The organism is Nonomuraea sp. NEAU-A123 (assembly GCF_018603905.1).
Lineage (GTDB): Bacteria > Actinomycetota > Actinomycetes > Streptosporangiales > Streptosporangiaceae > Nonomuraea.
The window spans coordinates 114,059-129,515 of record NZ_JAHFZZ010000026.1 but is presented as its reverse complement, the minus strand read 5'-3'; the positions used below and the strand labels follow the sequence as shown (position 1 = coordinate 129,515).

The 15,457-nt window shown below is 69.5% G+C and carries 16 protein-coding genes; 11 read left to right on the top strand and 5 right to left on the bottom strand.

What is annotated here, in order from left to right:
* Window positions 1-74 precede the first annotated feature (74 nt).
* From KLK06_RS49305 to KLK06_RS49285, 5 genes are read left to right on the top strand one after another with little or no spacing between them, the layout of a single operon-like run.
* Window positions 75-1,004, top strand: coding sequence for a PfkB family carbohydrate kinase (locus KLK06_RS49305; protein WP_214642692.1), 930 nt, complete (start codon window positions 75-77; stop codon window positions 1,002-1,004).
* A complete protein-coding gene (locus KLK06_RS49300; protein WP_214642691.1) occupies window positions 1,001-2,305 on the top strand; it encodes an ABC transporter substrate-binding protein in 1,305 nt (434 codons plus the stop codon). Before KLK06_RS49305 ends, KLK06_RS49300 begins: the two co-directional genes overlap by 4 nt.
* Before the next feature lie 2 nt (window positions 2,306-2,307).
* Window positions 2,308-3,186 (top strand): carbohydrate ABC transporter permease, encoded by an 879-nt coding sequence (locus KLK06_RS49295; RefSeq protein ID WP_214642752.1) that lies wholly within the window; start codon window positions 2,308-2,310, stop codon window positions 3,184-3,186.
* Window positions 3,183-4,076, top strand: coding sequence for a carbohydrate ABC transporter permease (locus KLK06_RS49290; protein ID WP_214642690.1), 894 nt, complete (start codon window positions 3,183-3,185; stop codon window positions 4,074-4,076). The genes KLK06_RS49295 and KLK06_RS49290 overlap by 4 nt, the downstream gene beginning before the upstream one ends.
* A 56-nt stretch (window positions 4,077-4,132) precedes the next feature.
* Window positions 4,133-5,047 carry a TIGR03619 family F420-dependent LLM class oxidoreductase gene (locus KLK06_RS49285; RefSeq protein WP_214642689.1) on the top strand — a complete coding sequence of 305 codons (915 nt, stop codon included), beginning with the start codon at window positions 4,133-4,135 and terminating at the stop codon, window positions 5,045-5,047.
* A 39-nt stretch (window positions 5,048-5,086) separates the two neighbouring features.
* Here KLK06_RS49285 and KLK06_RS49280 read toward each other — a convergent pair whose 3' ends face one another.
* The 3 genes from KLK06_RS49280 to KLK06_RS49270 all read right to left on the bottom strand — a co-directional run bounded on the left by KLK06_RS49280 (window position 5,087) and on the right by KLK06_RS49270 (window position 7,755).
* Complete coding sequence (locus KLK06_RS49280) at window positions 5,087-5,380, bottom strand: helix-turn-helix domain-containing protein (protein WP_214642688.1); 294 nt, start codon at window positions 5,378-5,380, stop codon at window positions 5,087-5,089.
* A gap of 108 nt (window positions 5,381-5,488) precedes the next feature.
* On the bottom strand, window positions 5,489-6,550 hold the full coding sequence (locus tag KLK06_RS49275; protein WP_214642687.1) for a zinc-binding dehydrogenase: 1,062 nt from the start codon (window positions 6,548-6,550) through the stop codon (window positions 5,489-5,491).
* Window positions 6,547-7,755, bottom strand: a complete 1,209-nt coding sequence (locus KLK06_RS49270; protein ID WP_214642686.1) for a mandelate racemase/muconate lactonizing enzyme family protein — start codon at window positions 7,753-7,755, stop codon at window positions 6,547-6,549. The genes KLK06_RS49275 and KLK06_RS49270 overlap by 4 nt, the downstream gene beginning before the upstream one ends.
* 131 nt (window positions 7,756-7,886) lie before the next feature.
* On the opposite strand from KLK06_RS49270, the gene KLK06_RS49265 reads away from it, so the two are divergent.
* From KLK06_RS49265 to KLK06_RS49240, 6 genes are read left to right on the top strand one after another with little or no spacing between them, the layout of a single operon-like run.
* Window positions 7,887-8,999 carry a cellulase-like family protein gene (locus KLK06_RS49265; protein WP_214642685.1) on the top strand — a complete coding sequence of 371 codons (1,113 nt, stop codon included), beginning with the start codon at window positions 7,887-7,889 and terminating at the stop codon, window positions 8,997-8,999.
* Between the two features lie 30 nt (window positions 9,000-9,029).
* The gene (locus KLK06_RS49260; protein WP_214642684.1) at window positions 9,030-10,334 is read left to right on the top strand and encodes an extracellular solute-binding protein; all 1,305 of its coding nucleotides are present in this window, start codon (window positions 9,030-9,032) and stop codon (window positions 10,332-10,334) included.
* 11 nt (window positions 10,335-10,345) lie between these two features.
* Window positions 10,346-11,206: a carbohydrate ABC transporter permease gene (locus tag KLK06_RS49255; RefSeq protein ID WP_214642683.1), complete on the top strand. Its 861-nt coding sequence runs from the start codon at window positions 10,346-10,348 to the stop codon at window positions 11,204-11,206.
* Window positions 11,203-12,012 carry a carbohydrate ABC transporter permease gene (locus KLK06_RS49250; protein WP_214642682.1) on the top strand — a complete coding sequence of 270 codons (810 nt, stop codon included), beginning with the start codon at window positions 11,203-11,205 and terminating at the stop codon, window positions 12,010-12,012. Before KLK06_RS49255 ends, KLK06_RS49250 begins: the two co-directional genes overlap by 4 nt.
* On the top strand, window positions 12,009-13,145 hold the full coding sequence (locus KLK06_RS49245; RefSeq protein WP_214642681.1) for an ABC transporter ATP-binding protein: 1,137 nt from the start codon (window positions 12,009-12,011) through the stop codon (window positions 13,143-13,145). The genes KLK06_RS49250 and KLK06_RS49245 overlap by 4 nt, the downstream gene beginning before the upstream one ends.
* Window positions 13,142-13,933 carry a FadR/GntR family transcriptional regulator gene (locus KLK06_RS49240; RefSeq protein ID WP_214642680.1) on the top strand — a complete coding sequence of 264 codons (792 nt, stop codon included), beginning with the start codon at window positions 13,142-13,144 and terminating at the stop codon, window positions 13,931-13,933. The genes KLK06_RS49245 and KLK06_RS49240 overlap by 4 nt, the downstream gene beginning before the upstream one ends.
* A 30-nt stretch (window positions 13,934-13,963) precedes the next feature.
* Here KLK06_RS49240 and KLK06_RS49235 read toward each other — a convergent pair whose 3' ends face one another.
* Together KLK06_RS49235 and KLK06_RS49230 are read right to left on the bottom strand one after the other, a co-directional pair.
* Window positions 13,964-14,296 carry a hypothetical protein gene (locus KLK06_RS49235; RefSeq protein WP_214642679.1) on the bottom strand — a complete coding sequence of 111 codons (333 nt, stop codon included), beginning with the start codon at window positions 14,294-14,296 and terminating at the stop codon, window positions 13,964-13,966.
* 148 nt (window positions 14,297-14,444) lie between these two features.
* The gene (locus KLK06_RS49230) at window positions 14,445-15,374 is read right to left on the bottom strand and encodes a dihydrodipicolinate synthase family protein (protein WP_214642678.1); all 930 of its coding nucleotides are present in this window, start codon (window positions 15,372-15,374) and stop codon (window positions 14,445-14,447) included.
* Window positions 15,375-15,457 lie beyond the last annotated feature (83 nt).

The following is a 15,457-nucleotide window of genomic DNA, read 5'->3' as shown; positions in this document are numbered from 1 at the left end:
ATTGACATGCGTCTCAGCGATTGAGAACGTTCTCACTCAAGCGAGTGAGAACCTTCCCAGTCACAGGAGAACGTGTGGAGCCGCGCTTGATTCGCCTGGTGGCCGTCGGGGACAACGTCGTCGACTGCTATCCCGACCTCGGCGTCATGTATCCGGGCGGCAACGCCGTCAACGTCGCCGTGCACGCCCGCCGTACGGGCGCCGAGTCGGGCTACCTGGGCGCGGTCGGCACCGACGAGGCCGGGCGCGTGGTGCGCGACGCGCTGGCCGCCGAAGGCGTGGACCTGTCACTGCTCCGGACGGTGGACGGGCCGAACGCCGCCGCCACCGTCCGGCTCGTCGCGGGCGAGCGCAAGTTCACCGGCGGGCGCGAGGGCGTCTCGCGGTTCCGCCTCTCCCCCGCGGATCTGGTACGGCTCGCGGCGGCCGACATCGTGCACACCGGCGAGTGCTCGTTCCTGGAGGGCCAGCTCGACGAGCTGGCCGCGCACGCCAGGCGGCTGTCGTTCGACTTCTCCGAACGCCCGTGGGAGTACGTCGAGGCGCATGCCCGGCACGCCGGGATCGCGATCCTGTCCAGCCCGTCCGGCTCGCGGGACGAGGCGCTCGCGCTGGCCCGGAGGGTACGGGCGCTCGGCCCGGCCACGGTGGCGGTGACCCTCGGCGCCCACGGCGCCGTCCTCGTCTCCGAAGCCACCGAAGGTGCCGGGATCGCCGGAGCTGCCGGGGGCGCCGGGACCGGCGTCGGGACCGGCGACCGGGCTGGCGACGTCTTAGCGGTCGCCGAGGACGTGGTCGTCTGGGGCGCGGCCGAGCCCGTCGCCGTGGTGGACACGCTCGGGGCCGGGGACGCGTTCATCGCCCGCCTCCTGGTCGGTCTCGCCCGCGGCGAGGACCTGCCCGCGCTCGCCGTCGCGGCCACCGCCTACGCCTCCCACGCCTGTACCTCCTACGGCGCCTTCGGACACGAAGCCCCCCTGCCAAGCACCAAGGAGACCTCATGAACACGCATCGCTGGACCGCGCTGCTCCTCGGTACCGCGCTGGTCACCGCCGGTTGCGGTGGCGGTTCCGCCGGCGCGCCCGCGAAGGCCGATCTGTCGGCGCCCAAGGAGAAGTCGGGCACGCTGACGATGGTCACCAAGTTCGCCGATCCGAAGTACGCGCCTTACTTCGAGAAGGTCGTGGCGGCCTACAAGGCGGCCAACCCGAAGGTCGACATCAAGCTCGAACAGGTCGGCGACCAGCCGTACAAGGACAAGATCCGGGTGCTCACGGCGTCGAAGGACCTGCCGGACATCTACTTCTCGTGGGCGGGCGACTTCGCCAACAAGTTCGTCCGGGCCGGGCTGGCCGCCGACCTGACCGGCGTCATCGGCCCGGACACCCCGTGGGGCTCGACGTTCGCGCCGGCCGCGCTGAAGACGTTCCAGTACGGCGGCAAGTACTACGGCATGCCGATCGACCTCGACGCCAAGTACCTCGCCTACAACAAGGCGGTCTTCACCAAGGCCGGCGTGCAGGTGCCCAAGTCGTTCGAGGAGCTGCTGACCGCCTGCGACACGCTCAAGGCCGCGGGCACGCAGCCCATCGCCTTCGGCAACCAGTACGGCTGGGCGGCCATCCACTTCATCACCCAGCTGAACGCCTATGACGTGTCGGCCAAGACGCTGGCCACCGACTACGCCCCGGCAACCGGCGCCTTCACCGACCCCGGCTACGTCACGGCGCTCAAGCAGTTCGCCGACCTGGTGTCCCGCTGCGGCACCAAGGACGCCAACGGCCTGTCGCACGAGACCGCGCAGGCGCAGTTCCTGGACGGGAAGGCGGCCATGCACTACCTGGAGTCGGTCGAGTTCGACGTGCTCAACAAGTCGAAGCTCGACTGGAGCTTCCTGCGCCTGCCCGCTCCGGCGAGCGCTCCCGGCGACACCGACGCGCTGACCGGCGCCCCCGACGGCTTCCTGGTCAACGGCCAGAGCAAGAACGCGGGCCTGGCCGTGGACTTCCTGAAGTTCCTGTCCAGCAAGGAGAACGCGGCCACGATGACCAAGGACATCGGCTGGCTCAGCCCGGTCAAGGGCTCGGCCACCGCCGCGAACTCCTACCCGCAGCTCACCGACGCCCTGCAGGACATCGACAAGGCCGGCAGCTTCGCCGTCTGGCTGGACACGATCACGAACGCCGAGGTCGCCAGTGCCTACCTGTCGGGAGTCGAGGGCATGCTGTCGGGCTCCCGCACTGCCGAGCAGGTCATGGCCGGCGTCCAGAAGGCGGCGGCCAAGGCCAAGAAGGACGTCGGGTGACCATGCTGAGGCGGTGGCGGACCTGGGCCTGGGTGCTGCCCGCCGTCGTCCTCCTGCTGGTGTTCGTCTACTACCCGATCGCCGACAACCTGCGGTTGAGCCTGTTCTCCTGGAACGCCTTCTCGCCCGAGCCCCGGTTCGTGGGCCTGGACAACTACGCCGAGGCGTTCGGCGACCCGGTGTTCTGGCGGGCGCTGGGGAACAACACCGCCTACGCCGTGGTCTCGCTGATCTTCCAGGGCGGGCTGTCGCTGGTGCTGGCCGCGCTGCTGGAGGAGTTGGTCGGGCGGCGGATGCGCGGGCTGCTGCGCACGCTCTACTTCATCCCGGCCGCGATGTCGATCACGGTCGTGGGCGTGCTGTTCTCCTTCCTGTACAACCCTCGCTACGGCCTGCTGAACGGGGCGCTCAACGGCCTCGGCCTCGGCCACCTGGCCAGGGCGTGGCTGGGCGAGGAGGGGTCGGCCATCTGGAGCGTCATCGCGATGAGCCAGTGGCAGTCGGTCGGCTACACCGCCGTGCTGTTCGTCGTGGCGATCCAGCGCATCCCCCGCGAGTACTACGAGGCCGCCAAGGTCGACGGCGGCGGCCCGGTGCGTACGTTCTTCTCGATCACGCTGCCGATGGTCCGGGAGATGACGACGCTGGTGGTCATCCTCACGATCTCGGGCGCCTTCCTGGTGTTCAACGAGGTCATGGTGATGACGGCCGGCGGGCCGGACAACTCCAGCCAGGTGCTCGGCACGTGGCTGTACCGCAAGGCGTTCATGGAGGACGACATGGGCTACGCGGCCACTGTCGCCACGGTGATCTTCGTCATCACGTTCGCCATCGCGGCCGCGCAACTGGCCTTCTCCCGCCGCCGGAGGTACGACACATGAGCTCGACCAGCCTGACCCGCCCGGCGGGCTCGGCGCACGGGACCAGGGCGCGCACCGGGACGCCCGTACGGGTGCGGACCGTCGTGGCGCGGCTGCTGGGGTGGAGCCTGCTGGCCGGGTTCGGGGTGGCGGTGCTCTATCCGGTGCTGTGGATGGTGCTCAGCGGGTTCAAGGACAACCAGGAGATCTTCAATCAGCCGTGGGGGCTGCCTGGCGAGCTGCGCTGGGAGAACTGGGCGCGGGCCTGGGACCTGGGTGTCGTCCGCTACTTCACCAACAGCGTGATCGTCACCTCGGCGACGATCGTGGCCACGACGTTGATCAGCGCGTGGGCGGCTTACGGGATGTGCCGATTGCGGCTGCCGTTCGGCAACGGGGTGGCGTTGCTGGTGCTGGGCGGGCTGCTGCTGTCGCCGACGGTGGCGCTGATCCCGCTTTTCCGCCTCTTGACGTCGATCGGACTCTTCGACACGTACTGGGCATTGATCGTGCTTTATACCGCTTTTCGGGTGCCTTTCACGATCTTTCTGATCCGGGCGTACATGATCGAGCTGCCGCGGTCCGTGGACGAGGCGGCCACCATCGACGGGGCCTCCAGCACGCAGATCTTCTGGCGGATCATCCTGCCGATGTCGCGGCCGATCCTGGTGTCGGCGGCGTTGCTGCAGGCGCTGTTCGCGTGGAACGAGTTCGCGTTCGCGCTGGTGTTCGTCAGTGACGACTCGCTGAAGACGCTGCCGGTCGGGCTGATGGCCATGCAGAGCCGCCTGCTCACCGACTGGCCGGTGATGCTGGCGGGGCTGAGCATGGCCGCGCTGCCGACGATCGTGCTGTTCCTGATCGGTCAGCGCCAGTTCCTGCGCGGCCTCACGGAGGGCGTCGGCAAGTGACAACGTACTGCTCTTACTAATAGAGTTAACTATTAAAAATATAGTACGGTGTCGGCATGGAACTAGGTATCGCCCTGCCTACATCCGGCCCGCTGGCCGGCCCCGCCAACATCGCCCGCGTCGCACAGGAAGTGGAGCGGCTCGGGTACGATTCGGTGTGGACCTACGAAAGGCTGCTGCGGCCGACCGCGCCCGTTTCGATGGGCGGCGGTGAGCCGCAACCGGTGCCCGAGGTGTACCGGCTCACCTACGAGCCGCTGGAGACGCTGAGTTATGTGGCCGCACTCACGCACCGGGTCAAGCTCGGCACCAGCATCATCGACGCCCTGTTGCACCCGGCCGCCGTCCTGGCCAAACGGTTCGCCACCCTCGACCAGTTCAGCGGCGGCCGGGTCATCGCCGGGCTCGGTCAGGGCTGGATGCCGCAGGAGTTCGCCGCGGCCGGCGTGCCGATGAGCCGGATCGGGCCCGGCATGGACGAGGTCGTCGCCGCCATGCGGGCCTGCTGGGGGCCGGATCCCGTCTCGTACGACGGCACGTTCACCCACATCGCCGAGTCGGAGATCAACCCCAAGCCGGTCCAGGCACGCGTACCGATCCTGCTCGGCGCCATGACTCCCGGTGGCGTGCGGAGGGCCGCCCGCATCGCCGACGGGCTCAATCCGGTGGCGATGTCGCGGGACATGCTGCTGGGCCTGACCACGGCATTCCGGTCGGCCGTTGCGGAGTTCGGACGTGACCCGGCGTCGGTCACCGTGGTCGCCCGGGCCAATGTGCCGTTCACCGCCAAGGCGTTGGGCGGCGAACGGCCGTTTCTCGGCGGCTCGCCGCGTCAGATCGCCGACGATCTGGCCGGGCTCGAGGGCACGGGCGTCGACCACGTGCTGTTCGCCTCCACCGGGGGCGACGAACTCGGGATCGACGAGGAGCTCGCTCTCTATGCCGAGCTCATCGACCTCGTCCGCCGGTAGGCCACCTGGCCCCGGCCGGCCCGGGGCCATCGCCGGCGGTCAGGCGTCGCAGTCGTTGCCGATGTCGTTGCGACCGGCCCAGGCATGGAGCTCGTGGAATGCCCCGCGCAGATCTTCGCCGACAGGCGTGAGCCGGTAGAGGACCGCTGTGGTCGGACCCTCGGCAAGCTGGCGCTCCACGAGTTTCGCCGCCATCAACTCGCGAAGGCGATCGGTGAGGATGCCGTCGGTGATTCCTGAGATCATCTTGGCCAGCTCGCCGAACCGCGCGGGCCGCTGCAGCAGGGCGACGATGATCATGCCGTTCCAGCGTTTGCCGAGCAGCTTGAACACGTCCGTGAAGTGCACATCGCACGAGATGCCGTCCGACGCGCGGCTCTCCGGGACGTGTTGCACCATAACCGCAGCTTACCCTCCCGGCACTAGGCACTTCATAGCCGACTAGCTTTGGCGGAGTACGTCGACGATCGTCTTCACGATGTCGCGCGGCGGCTCGGCCAGCCCGCGCGCCACGGCTTGCGAGAGCGGGACGGTCTGGGTGGGCAACTGGTCGACGCGGATCTGCCCGCCGTGCAGCAGGGCGACCGCGGCACGCAGGTCGGTGTCCCACCGGTGGGAGGCCGACCCCACGATCCGCTTCTCGCCGAGCACCACGTCCAGCGTGGGAAGGGCGGCCGGCTCCGGCGACACGCCGAGCAGGACCGTGGTACCGCCGCGCCGGCACAGCGACAGCGCGCTCTCCACCGCGGCCGCCGGTCCCGCGCACTCCACCACCGCGTCGGCGCCACGGCCGTCGGTCAGTTCGCGTACGGCGGCGAGAGCGGAGTCGGGCGCCACGCCGACCAGGCCGCACGAGCGGGCCAGCGCGCGGCGGCCCGGGTCCGGGTCGACCGCGACGACCGTCGCCGCGCCGCGCGACCTGGCCACCTGGGCGACCAGCAGGCCGACGGCCCCGGCGCCGACCACCGCGACCACCGCCCCGGACACGTCGCCGGCCTTGTCGAGCGCGCGGACCGCGACCGCCGCCGGCTCGGCGAAGACGGCCACGGCGGCGGGCATGCCGTCGGGCAGGGGGACGCAGCGAGCGGCCGGTGCCACCAGGTACTCCGCCAGCCCGCCGTCGGCCTGCAGCCCGAGTGCCGCGCCACGCTCGCACAGCGGGTAGTCGCCGCGGGCGCACCACCAGCACCGGCCGCAGCCGAGCACGACATCCGGCACGACCGGGGTGCCGGGCGCAAGGGCCACGCCGGGACCGGCCTCCGCCACCACGCCGACGACCTCGTGCCCCAGGGTGAGCGGCGCGCTCCGGCCGGTCAGCGGGTGCGGTTCGACCGGCACCACGACCGGCCCGAACCGGTACTCCTCGCTGTCACTGCCGCAGACGCCGCACAGCGTGACCGCGATCAGGACCTCTCCGGGACCCGGCACGGGCACCTCGGTGTCGACCAGCCGCACGTCGCCGCGGCCGAACCAGCGCAGCGCCCTCATCCGCGGCCGGCTCACGACCGGCTCCCGGACAGCCGGGTGGTGACGTCGGCGCGTTCGGTGAGGCCGGGGACGAGCTCCACCCCCAGTCCCGGCCGTCCGTCCAGGCGCACCGTGCCGTTCTCCACTCGTGGCAGGCCGGTCGCGAGCTCCTGATACCAGGTGTGCTGGAAGGCCCGCACGCTCTCCTGCACCAGCGTGTTGGGCTGGCTCAGGGCGAGGTGGACGCACGCCGCGAAGGAGATCGGCCCGGTGCAGTCGTGCGGCGCGAACGGGATGTCGTACGAGTCGGCGAGCGCGGCGATCTTGCGCGCCTCCGTGAGCCCGCCCGACCAGCCCATGTCGATGATCGCCACCCGGATCGCCGAGCGTTCCAGCAGCCCGCGGAACGAGCGCTGCCCGGTCAGCGTCTCGCCGGTGGCCAGCGGCACGGACGTCCCCGCCTGCAGGGTCGCGTAGGAGCCGTGGCTGTCGGACCGCAACGGGTCCTCCACCCAGAACGGGGCGAACCTCTCCAGGTCCCGCATCAGACCGGCGGCCGCGTACAGGCTCCAGAGCCCGTGCAGCTCGACCATGACCTCCATCTCCGGCACGGCGTTCTTGATCTCGTCGAGCACCCGCAGGCCGGCACGCAGGTCCTCCCGGTCCAGCCGGGTGCCGCCGGTGCGCTCGGCCGCCTGGTCGAACGGCCACACCTTCATCGCGCGGAACCCCTCGTCCCACAGGGACTTGGCCAGCTCCGCCGGCCGCTCCAGGAAGCCTTGGAGGTCGTCGTACGGCGACGCCGTCGCCAGCCCCCAGTTGGACACGGCCTGACGCGGCTCGTTCTTGACGTACGAGGGGCCGGCGCAGGTGTTGTAGACAGGAAGGCTGTCCTGGTACGGCCCGCCGAGCAGGGTGGACACCGGCTGCCCCGTGGTCTTGCCGAGCAGGTCCCACACGGCGAGGTCCACCGCGCCGTTGCCACGGGTCTCCACACCGCTGCCCTGGAAGCCGACATGGCCGATCAGCAGCCGGCGCAGCCGCTCCGGGCCGGGCACCGGCGCGCCGACGAGGAGCGGGGCGACGGTCTCATGCAGGTAGGCCTCGACCGCCTCGGCCCCGAAGAACGACTCGCCGAGGCCGGCGTGCCCGTCGTCGGTGTGCAGCCGCACCAGCAGCACGTTGGGCTGAATCGAACAACGGATGGTCTCCAGTCCGCGCACGACCGCTCGGGTACTCATGGTTCCAGGACGTTATCTGGTAAGACCAGTAATCCGCAAGAAACAATTGACCCTTGACAGTAATGCTCCTACCAGCAAAGCTCTTGCAATCTGGTAAGACCACGGTCGGGACGGATGTTGAGGCTATGACGTTGACCGACAGACCCCTGGCGATCACCATGTGGGACTTCTCCTGGCTCGAACGGCGCTGGGACGGCGCCGGGTACGAGGACTGGGACCGCGCGCTCGACGAGCTCGTCGAGCGCGGCTACGACGCGGTGCGCATCGACGCCTTCCCCCATCTGGTGGCGGCCGATCCGCAGCGGACCTGGCGCCTGCTGCCCGTCTGGCACTTCGAGGCGTGGGGCGCGACCGAGCCCGTATCCGTGCGCGTGCTGCCCGAACTGCTGGAGTTCATCCAGGCCTGCGCGGCCCGGGGCTTGCGGGTGGCTTTGTCCTCCTGGTTCCGCCGGGACGAACTCGACACCCGGTCCCATATCCGGACCGCGGCCGACCTGGCCGGTGTCTGGGACGTCACGCTGTCGGCCATCGAGAACGCGGGTCTCGCCGACGCTATCTACTTCGTCGACCTGGTCAACGAGTGGCCGATCCCGATGTGGGCGCCGTTCCTGTACGGGAACGACCCGGACGCCGTCCTCCTGTCGCGGTCCGAGAAGGTGGTGCGGAGCTGGACGCGCGAGGCCATCGCCACCCTGCGCGCGGCGCATCCGCGCTACCGCTACACGCTGTCCATCGCCACCGAGACCACCGGCGCGGACGGCGAGGACCTCACCGAGCTGGACCTGCTCGAACCGCACGTATGGATGACGCCGCAGGCCACCGATTTCTACACCGAGATCGGCTACGACCTGGAGCACTCCCAGTTCGACCCGCACGCCTACCAGGCGCTGTCCGGCCCGGCGGAACGCCTCTACCGGGCGGACCCACGGCGTTGGGCCGACGGCCTCACCGCCCACATCGAGCGCGTCGCCGCATGGTCGCGGTCGGCCGGCAAACCGCTGGTGACGACCGAGTGCTGGGCGGTCGTGAACTACAAGGACGGGCCGGGCCGCGACTGGGCCTGGATCAAGGAGCTGTGCGAGGTCGGGGTACGTGCCGCGCTGGCCACCGGTCGGTGGGAGGCGCTGGCTACCAGCAACTTCTGCGGGCCGCAGTTCATCGGCATGTGGAATGACGTGGCCTGGCACCGGAGCATGACCGACGCCATCCACACGGGGGTAACCGAGTTCACCGCCGTTCCCTGAACGGCCTGTGTGTTGGAAGGAACCGAACACATGAGTGCCATCCCCCGTCGAGACCTGCTGCGTGGCGCCGCCCTGCTCACCCTCGGTGGCGCAGTGAGCCAACTGACCCTGACCGGGTGCGGGTCGGACGACCAGCCGGTCGGCTCCAGCAAGGCCGGGCCACAGGGCCAGGTCGTCGTCTGGATGCATGAAGAGCCCGCGAACACCAAGTACTTCAACGCCAAGATCGCCGAATATCAGAAGAAGTACCCGAAGGTGACGATCAAACCGCTGTACGTCCCGATCGCCAACCTCGACACCAAGCTCTCCACGGCGTTCACCACGGGCGCCCCGCCCGACCTGATCAAGGTCGGCGCCTGGACGCTCGCCGAGCGGGCGTCGAAGGGGCAGCTCGCGCCGTTGGCGCCGGCGGACTTCGGCGTCGGCTCCCTCGACCAGCTCAAGAGCAGGTTCGAGGCCAACGCGTTCGCCGCGCTGACCTACGAGAATCAGATCTACGGCACGCCGATCGACTTCAACTCGGTCCACCTGTGGTACCGCCGCGACCGCTTCGAGCAGGCCGGACTCGACCCTGACAAGCCCCCCACGACCTGGGAGCAGATCGCCGAGTTCAGCCAGAAGCTCACCAACGCGGACGCCTCCAAGGTCGGGCTCCAGTGGCAGCTCGCCGACAACATCTGGGCGATGCTGAACTTCATCCCGCTGATCCACGGGCTGGGCGGCCAGATCATCGACGAGAGCTCCCGGCGCGGCATGCTGAACACGCCGGAGGGCATCAAGGCGCTCGAATACTACGGCAGCCTCGGCAATCCCAAGCTGAGCGACCCGGTCGGCGCGTTCGGCCTGTTCGCCAAGGGCACCTCGGCCATGCTGATGTCCGGCCGGTTCACCTCGAGCCTCATCCCGGCCATCAACCCCGAGGCCAAGCTGGGCAAGACCTTCGACAGCGCCATCGTGCCCAGCTGGGAGGGCAAGGAGAAGGTGGCCGCCGGCTACTCCTGGGGCTGGATGGTCGCCAAGAAGGCGAAGAACCCGTTCACGGCCTGGCATTTCATCAACTGGCTCACCGAGGGCGACAACGTCGACCAGCAACTGTCCGCCACCGGCCTGGTCACCCCGACGGCCGGCTGGCAGAAGCTGGCCAGCGCGAGCGACAAGGCCAGTCAGCAGCTTGAGGAGCAGATCCCGTACACCGATTTCGGCCCGGTGCTGCCGCAATGGACCGAGACGATCAAGGCGCTGCTCGACTCGCTCGAATCGGTGATCCACAAGAAGCAGGACGCCAAAACAGCCGCGACCGCGTTCGACGACGCGGTGGGGCGGATTCTCAAGTGAGAGCCCGCTCCATGTCCACGGTCGAGGCCCGCGCCGGCGCGGGCCTCGCCGCCCCGGCGATCGTGTACTTCGTGCTGTTCTGGGCACTGCCCGCGCTCGCCGCCCTGTACCTGAGCTTCACCTCCTACGATCTCTCCGGCACTCCCCAATGGGTCGGGCTCGACAACTATCGCCAGATGGTGACGAGCGACGAGTTCTGGAGCAGCGCGTGGGTGACCCTGCTGTACACGGTCTTCGCCGTGGGCCCGACGATCGTGATCGCTCTGGTCGTGGCCGTGCCGCTGGCCAAACCCGGGCGGTTCCGGGCCTGGCTACGCGGGCTGATCTTCATTCCCGCGGTGATGCCGCTGGTCGGCGCCACCGTACTGTGGCAGGTCATCTACTCGACCGGCGGTCTCGCCGACACGATCGCCCAGGCGGCCGGGGTCGGCGCCCGGCCGTGGCTCACCGACTCGGACTACGCCATCTGGGCGCTGCTCGTGATGGTCATCTGGAAGTACGTCGGCCTGTACGTGATCATCTTCGTCGCCGGGCTGCAGGCCCTGCCGGCCAACGTCTTCGAGGCCGCGGCCATCGACGGCGCCCGCACGCTGCGTACCTTCTTCCTGGTCACCGTGCCGCTGCTGCGCCGCACCTTCACCTTCGTGATCGTCGTGGCGGTCACCGGGGCCATGCAGTCCTTCGTGCCCGCCTACCTGCTCACCAAGGGCGGACCGGTCAACGCCACCCAGGTGCTGCCGTTGTACCTGTACAACAACGCGTTCTCCTACTCCCGGTTCGGCTACGCGTCCGCGATCGCGATCGTCCTGCTGGTGGTGCTGCTGATCTTCGCCTTCACCCAGTTCACGTTGGTCAGGAGTGACGAGGAATGAGAATCGGCCGGCCACTCACCGCCGTGGCCCTCATCGGCTTCGTGGCGCTGATGCTGCTCCCGCTCTACTCCATGATCGTGCTGGCGTCCGCGCCGGACGACGGCGATCTGTCCGGGCTCGGGTTCCACGGGTTCGCGCTGTTCGACAACATCGGCCAGATCATGACCGACGGCCGGTTCCCGCGCTACCTGATGAACAGCGTCCTGATCGCGTCGGCGGTCTCCGTGCTCGACGTGGCGATCTCGGCGGCCGCCGGGTACGCGCTGGCCCGGCTGCGGTTCCCCGGCCGGGCCGCCCTGCTCAACCTGGTGGTCATCGCGCTGTCGCTGACCCCGGCGGTCGTCATGATCCCGGTGTTCGTCATGCTCAGCGAGATCGGGTGGCTCAACAGCTATCAGGGCCTGATCGCGCCCTTCGCCGCCAGCGCGCTCGGCGTCTTCCTGGTCCGGCAGTTCGCGCTGGGCATCCCGGTGCAGATGCTGCACGCCGCGCGGGTGGACGGCGCCAGCGAGCTGCGCATCTTTCTCCGCATCGCCGTACCGCTGCTGCGACCGGCCCTGCTCACCGTTCTGCTGCTGCAGTTCCTCGCCCAGTGGGACAACCTGATCTGGCCCTTGATCGCGGCCAGCGAGCAGGAGCTGTGGACACTGCCGCTCGCGCTGTCGTCCTTCGAGGGGGAACACGGGATCGTCTACCACCTCCAGACCGCGGCGGCACTCATCTCGATCCTGCCCCCGCTCGTCCTGTTCTCTTTCCTGCAGCGTTACTACGTCTCGGGCCTCACCCTCGGAGGAGTCAAGCGATGACCGACGGCATCCGCGTCGAGCAGGTGACCAAGCGCTACGGCAATCAGGTGCTGTTCGCCGACATCGACCTGCACGTCCAGGACGGGGAGTTCCTGGTGATCGTCGGTCCGTCCGGGTGCGGGAAGTCCACGCTGATGCGTATCGTCGCCGGCATCGAGCCGGTCAGCTCCGGGCGGGTGACGGTGGGCGGGCGTGACGTCACCCACGCCCACCCCGGTGACCGCGGGATCGGGATGGTCTTCCAGGACTACGCCCTTTATCCGCATCTGAGCGTCGAGGGCAACCTGGCGTTCGGGCTGCGTGCCCACCACGTGCCGAAGGACGTCATCCGGCAGCGGATCGCCGACACCGGCGAGGCCCTCGGGCTCACCGACCAGCTCAAGAAGCGGCCCGGGCAGCTCTCCGGCGGTCAGCGCCAGCGGGTGGCGCTCGGCCGCGCCATGATCCGCGAGCCGGCCGCGTACCTCATGGACGAGCCGCTGTCCAACCTGGATGCCGCGTTGCGCGTGCAGATGCGCGCGGAGCTCATCGAGTTCCACCGCCGCACCAAGGGCACGGTCCTGTACGTGACGCACGATCAGGTCGAGGCCATGACCATGGGAGACCGTGTGGCGGTGCTCAACGAGGGCGAGTTCGCCCAGATCGGCACTCCGACCGACATCTACGAGAGACCGGCGACCGTGTTCGTCGCCACGTTCCTCGGCAGCCCCCGGATGAACCTGCTCGGCGCCACCGTCCGCCCCTTCGAGGAGGAAGTGGAGCTGACCAGCGGCGAGCTGACCTGGCGGCTGCCGCGCAAGGGGCTGCCGGCGGACCTGCCGGAGTCGGTGCGGATCGGCTTCCGGCCCGAGTCGGTCCACATGCGCGTCGACGACGGAACGCCCGCCTATCCGTTGGCGGCGACCGTGTCGTACCGGGAGAACCTCGGCAACGAGAGCATCCTCCACCTGCGCGACAGCACCGGACGGGCCATCGTCGCCCGCCTCCCGCCCCGCACCGGACCGCGCGACGGAGAACCCGCGACCTTCCAGGTGCCGCTCGCCGATCTTCACCTCTTCGGCCCGGATGGGCGGGCGTGCTGGCACGGCATCGAACTCGCCGCCGACGGCCAGCCGCTACCGTGGTCGGCATGACCGCTGGGCGCGGGAAGACACCGTCGACGACGAACCTGAGTACGCTCATCGCCGTACTCGAGAACCGGATCCTGACCGGAGGCTGGGCCCCCGGGGTCCGCCTGCCGTCCGAACGCGACCTGGCGACCGAGTTCACCGTCAGCCGCCCCGTCATCCGGGAGGCGCTCAAGGCCCTGCAGGAACGTGGGCTCGTCGAGGTCTCGCCGAAACGCGGCAGCTTCGTCCGCCACTACACGGCGGAGAACCTGATGCGGCCGATGAACCTCGCGGCCCGCGCGGCGGGCGTCACCGCCCGGCAGCTCATGCGCGCCCGCGTCATGCTGGAGACCGAGGCCGCCGGCCTGGCCGCGATCAACGCGACCAAGCAGGACCGGACCGACCTGCTGCGCATCCACCAGCTCTTCGCGCAGCCGGGCAACCTGCACGCCAGGGCACGCGTCGACCTCACCTTCCACGAGACCATCGCCAGGGCCTCCGGCAACCCGGTCATCCACATGATGTTCACCGCGATCCAGGACCTCGCCTACGGCCTGATGCTGCGCAGCCTCAGCGACCGCGAAGTCCGCGCCGCCGGCGAGCCCCTGCACACCGTGATCCTGGAGCACATCCTCGACCGCGACCCCGACGGCGCCCGCGAGGCGATGCGCCGCCACCTCAACCTCGCCGAGGACCTCTACGGGCCGGACATGGACACCAACCTGGCCGAAGTCGTCGAACACCAGCTCGCGGCCCCCTTGTCCGAGACCTCGCTCCGCGACGACATTCCGGCCAACCCCACACTCGTCTGACTCAGGGCCGCGTGACGCGGCCCTGAAGCCTCACTGTGTAACCCGCAAGGCCCATTCGACCGAGTCGGGGGCCCGAACACGGATCCGCAATGCCTTCTTGGACGTGAGGTCGAGCTTGTTCAGGGTCGGTGTGAGCGACTCCGCCAAGCAGGTGAACGGCATGTTCACCACCGACTCCACGATGATCTCCGCCTTTCCCGCCCCCCGGCAGTCGAACAGCACCCAGACGCTCCCCTTACCGCCGGGGATGACACCGACCTGGCGAGATCCCTTGGTCGGCCCCGCGGCGAGCAGGGATGTGGTGCCCGCGTCCATACTCGGCACCCGCAGCGGACCGGCCTCGCCTGGTGGCGATGTGCTCACTTCGGTCTGGGATGGATTGCCCGGCGAGGCGGCATCCCGTTGCGATGACCGAGCCGTCGGAGGCGCGGACGTGCAGGCGGCCACCGTACCGGCCAGGAGGAGAGACGCTATGACGGGCGCCAGTTGCCGGATTCTCACTCCCGGGACGCTACGGCGCGGGGAACAGCTCCGGTAGGGCCATTCTGGCGATCGGGCGGAGTCGTTCGGCGTGCTGCTCCGCTACCGAGCGGTACGGCCAGCGGACCCGGGTGCCGATGTCCGCCCAGCCGCCGACATGGGCGAGGAACTTGTCGAGCGCCGGGTTGGCGTAGCCCCCGGACGCGAGGGGCCGGACGTGCTCGGCGAAGAAGCGGCCGATCCGGCGTTCCACGTCGCGCGCCGCCGCCGGAGCGGTGCGCATGAGGTGCTGCCAGGCCATGGCGCCGGCCGGGCTGAACGCCGCGATGTTGGAGTAGGACCCCGCCGCGCCCAGTTCCATGCCGGTGGCGAGGGTGTGCCCCGCCACGAACAGCGGCAGGTCGGCCGCCTCGTTCAGCATCTCGCGATACCAACCCGCGTCGCCGCCCGCGACCTTCACCCCGACCAGCGCGGGGACCCGGGCGGCCAGCATGCCGAAGTCGGCGGGCGTGAGGCGGGTCTTGGCGTGCGGCGGGTTGTACAGCACCAGCGGCACGGGGTCGGCGACCTCGGCAACCCGCTCGAGGAAGGTCACCACCTCGGCCCGCGACGGTGGCGCCCAGTCAGGCAGGATCACCTGGATGGCCCCGGGCCGGAGCTCGCGGGCGAGCTCCACCCGTCGCAGGCAGGTGGTGGCGCTCATGTGACTGGCGCCTATCTGGAACGGCAGCCCCGCGCACCGCTCCGCGAGCAGCTCGTTGACCTGCTGGTATTCCTGATCGGATAACGCGTGGAACTCCCCCGCCGTGCCGTGCGCGTACACGCCGTCCAGACCCACGGCGGCCAGCCGGTCCAGCTCGTCGGCCAGCCGGGCGAAGTCGATGGAGTCGTCGGAGCGGAGCGGCAGCAGGACGGTGCCCCACGTACCGCTGAGGGACTTGCGCGTAAGAAATGACTGCATAGACCGAAATATAGGAGAGGCGGAACGCGCGAACGTGGCACGGAACCGCTGCGGCAGCGCGGAACGACCGAACCACTGGACTC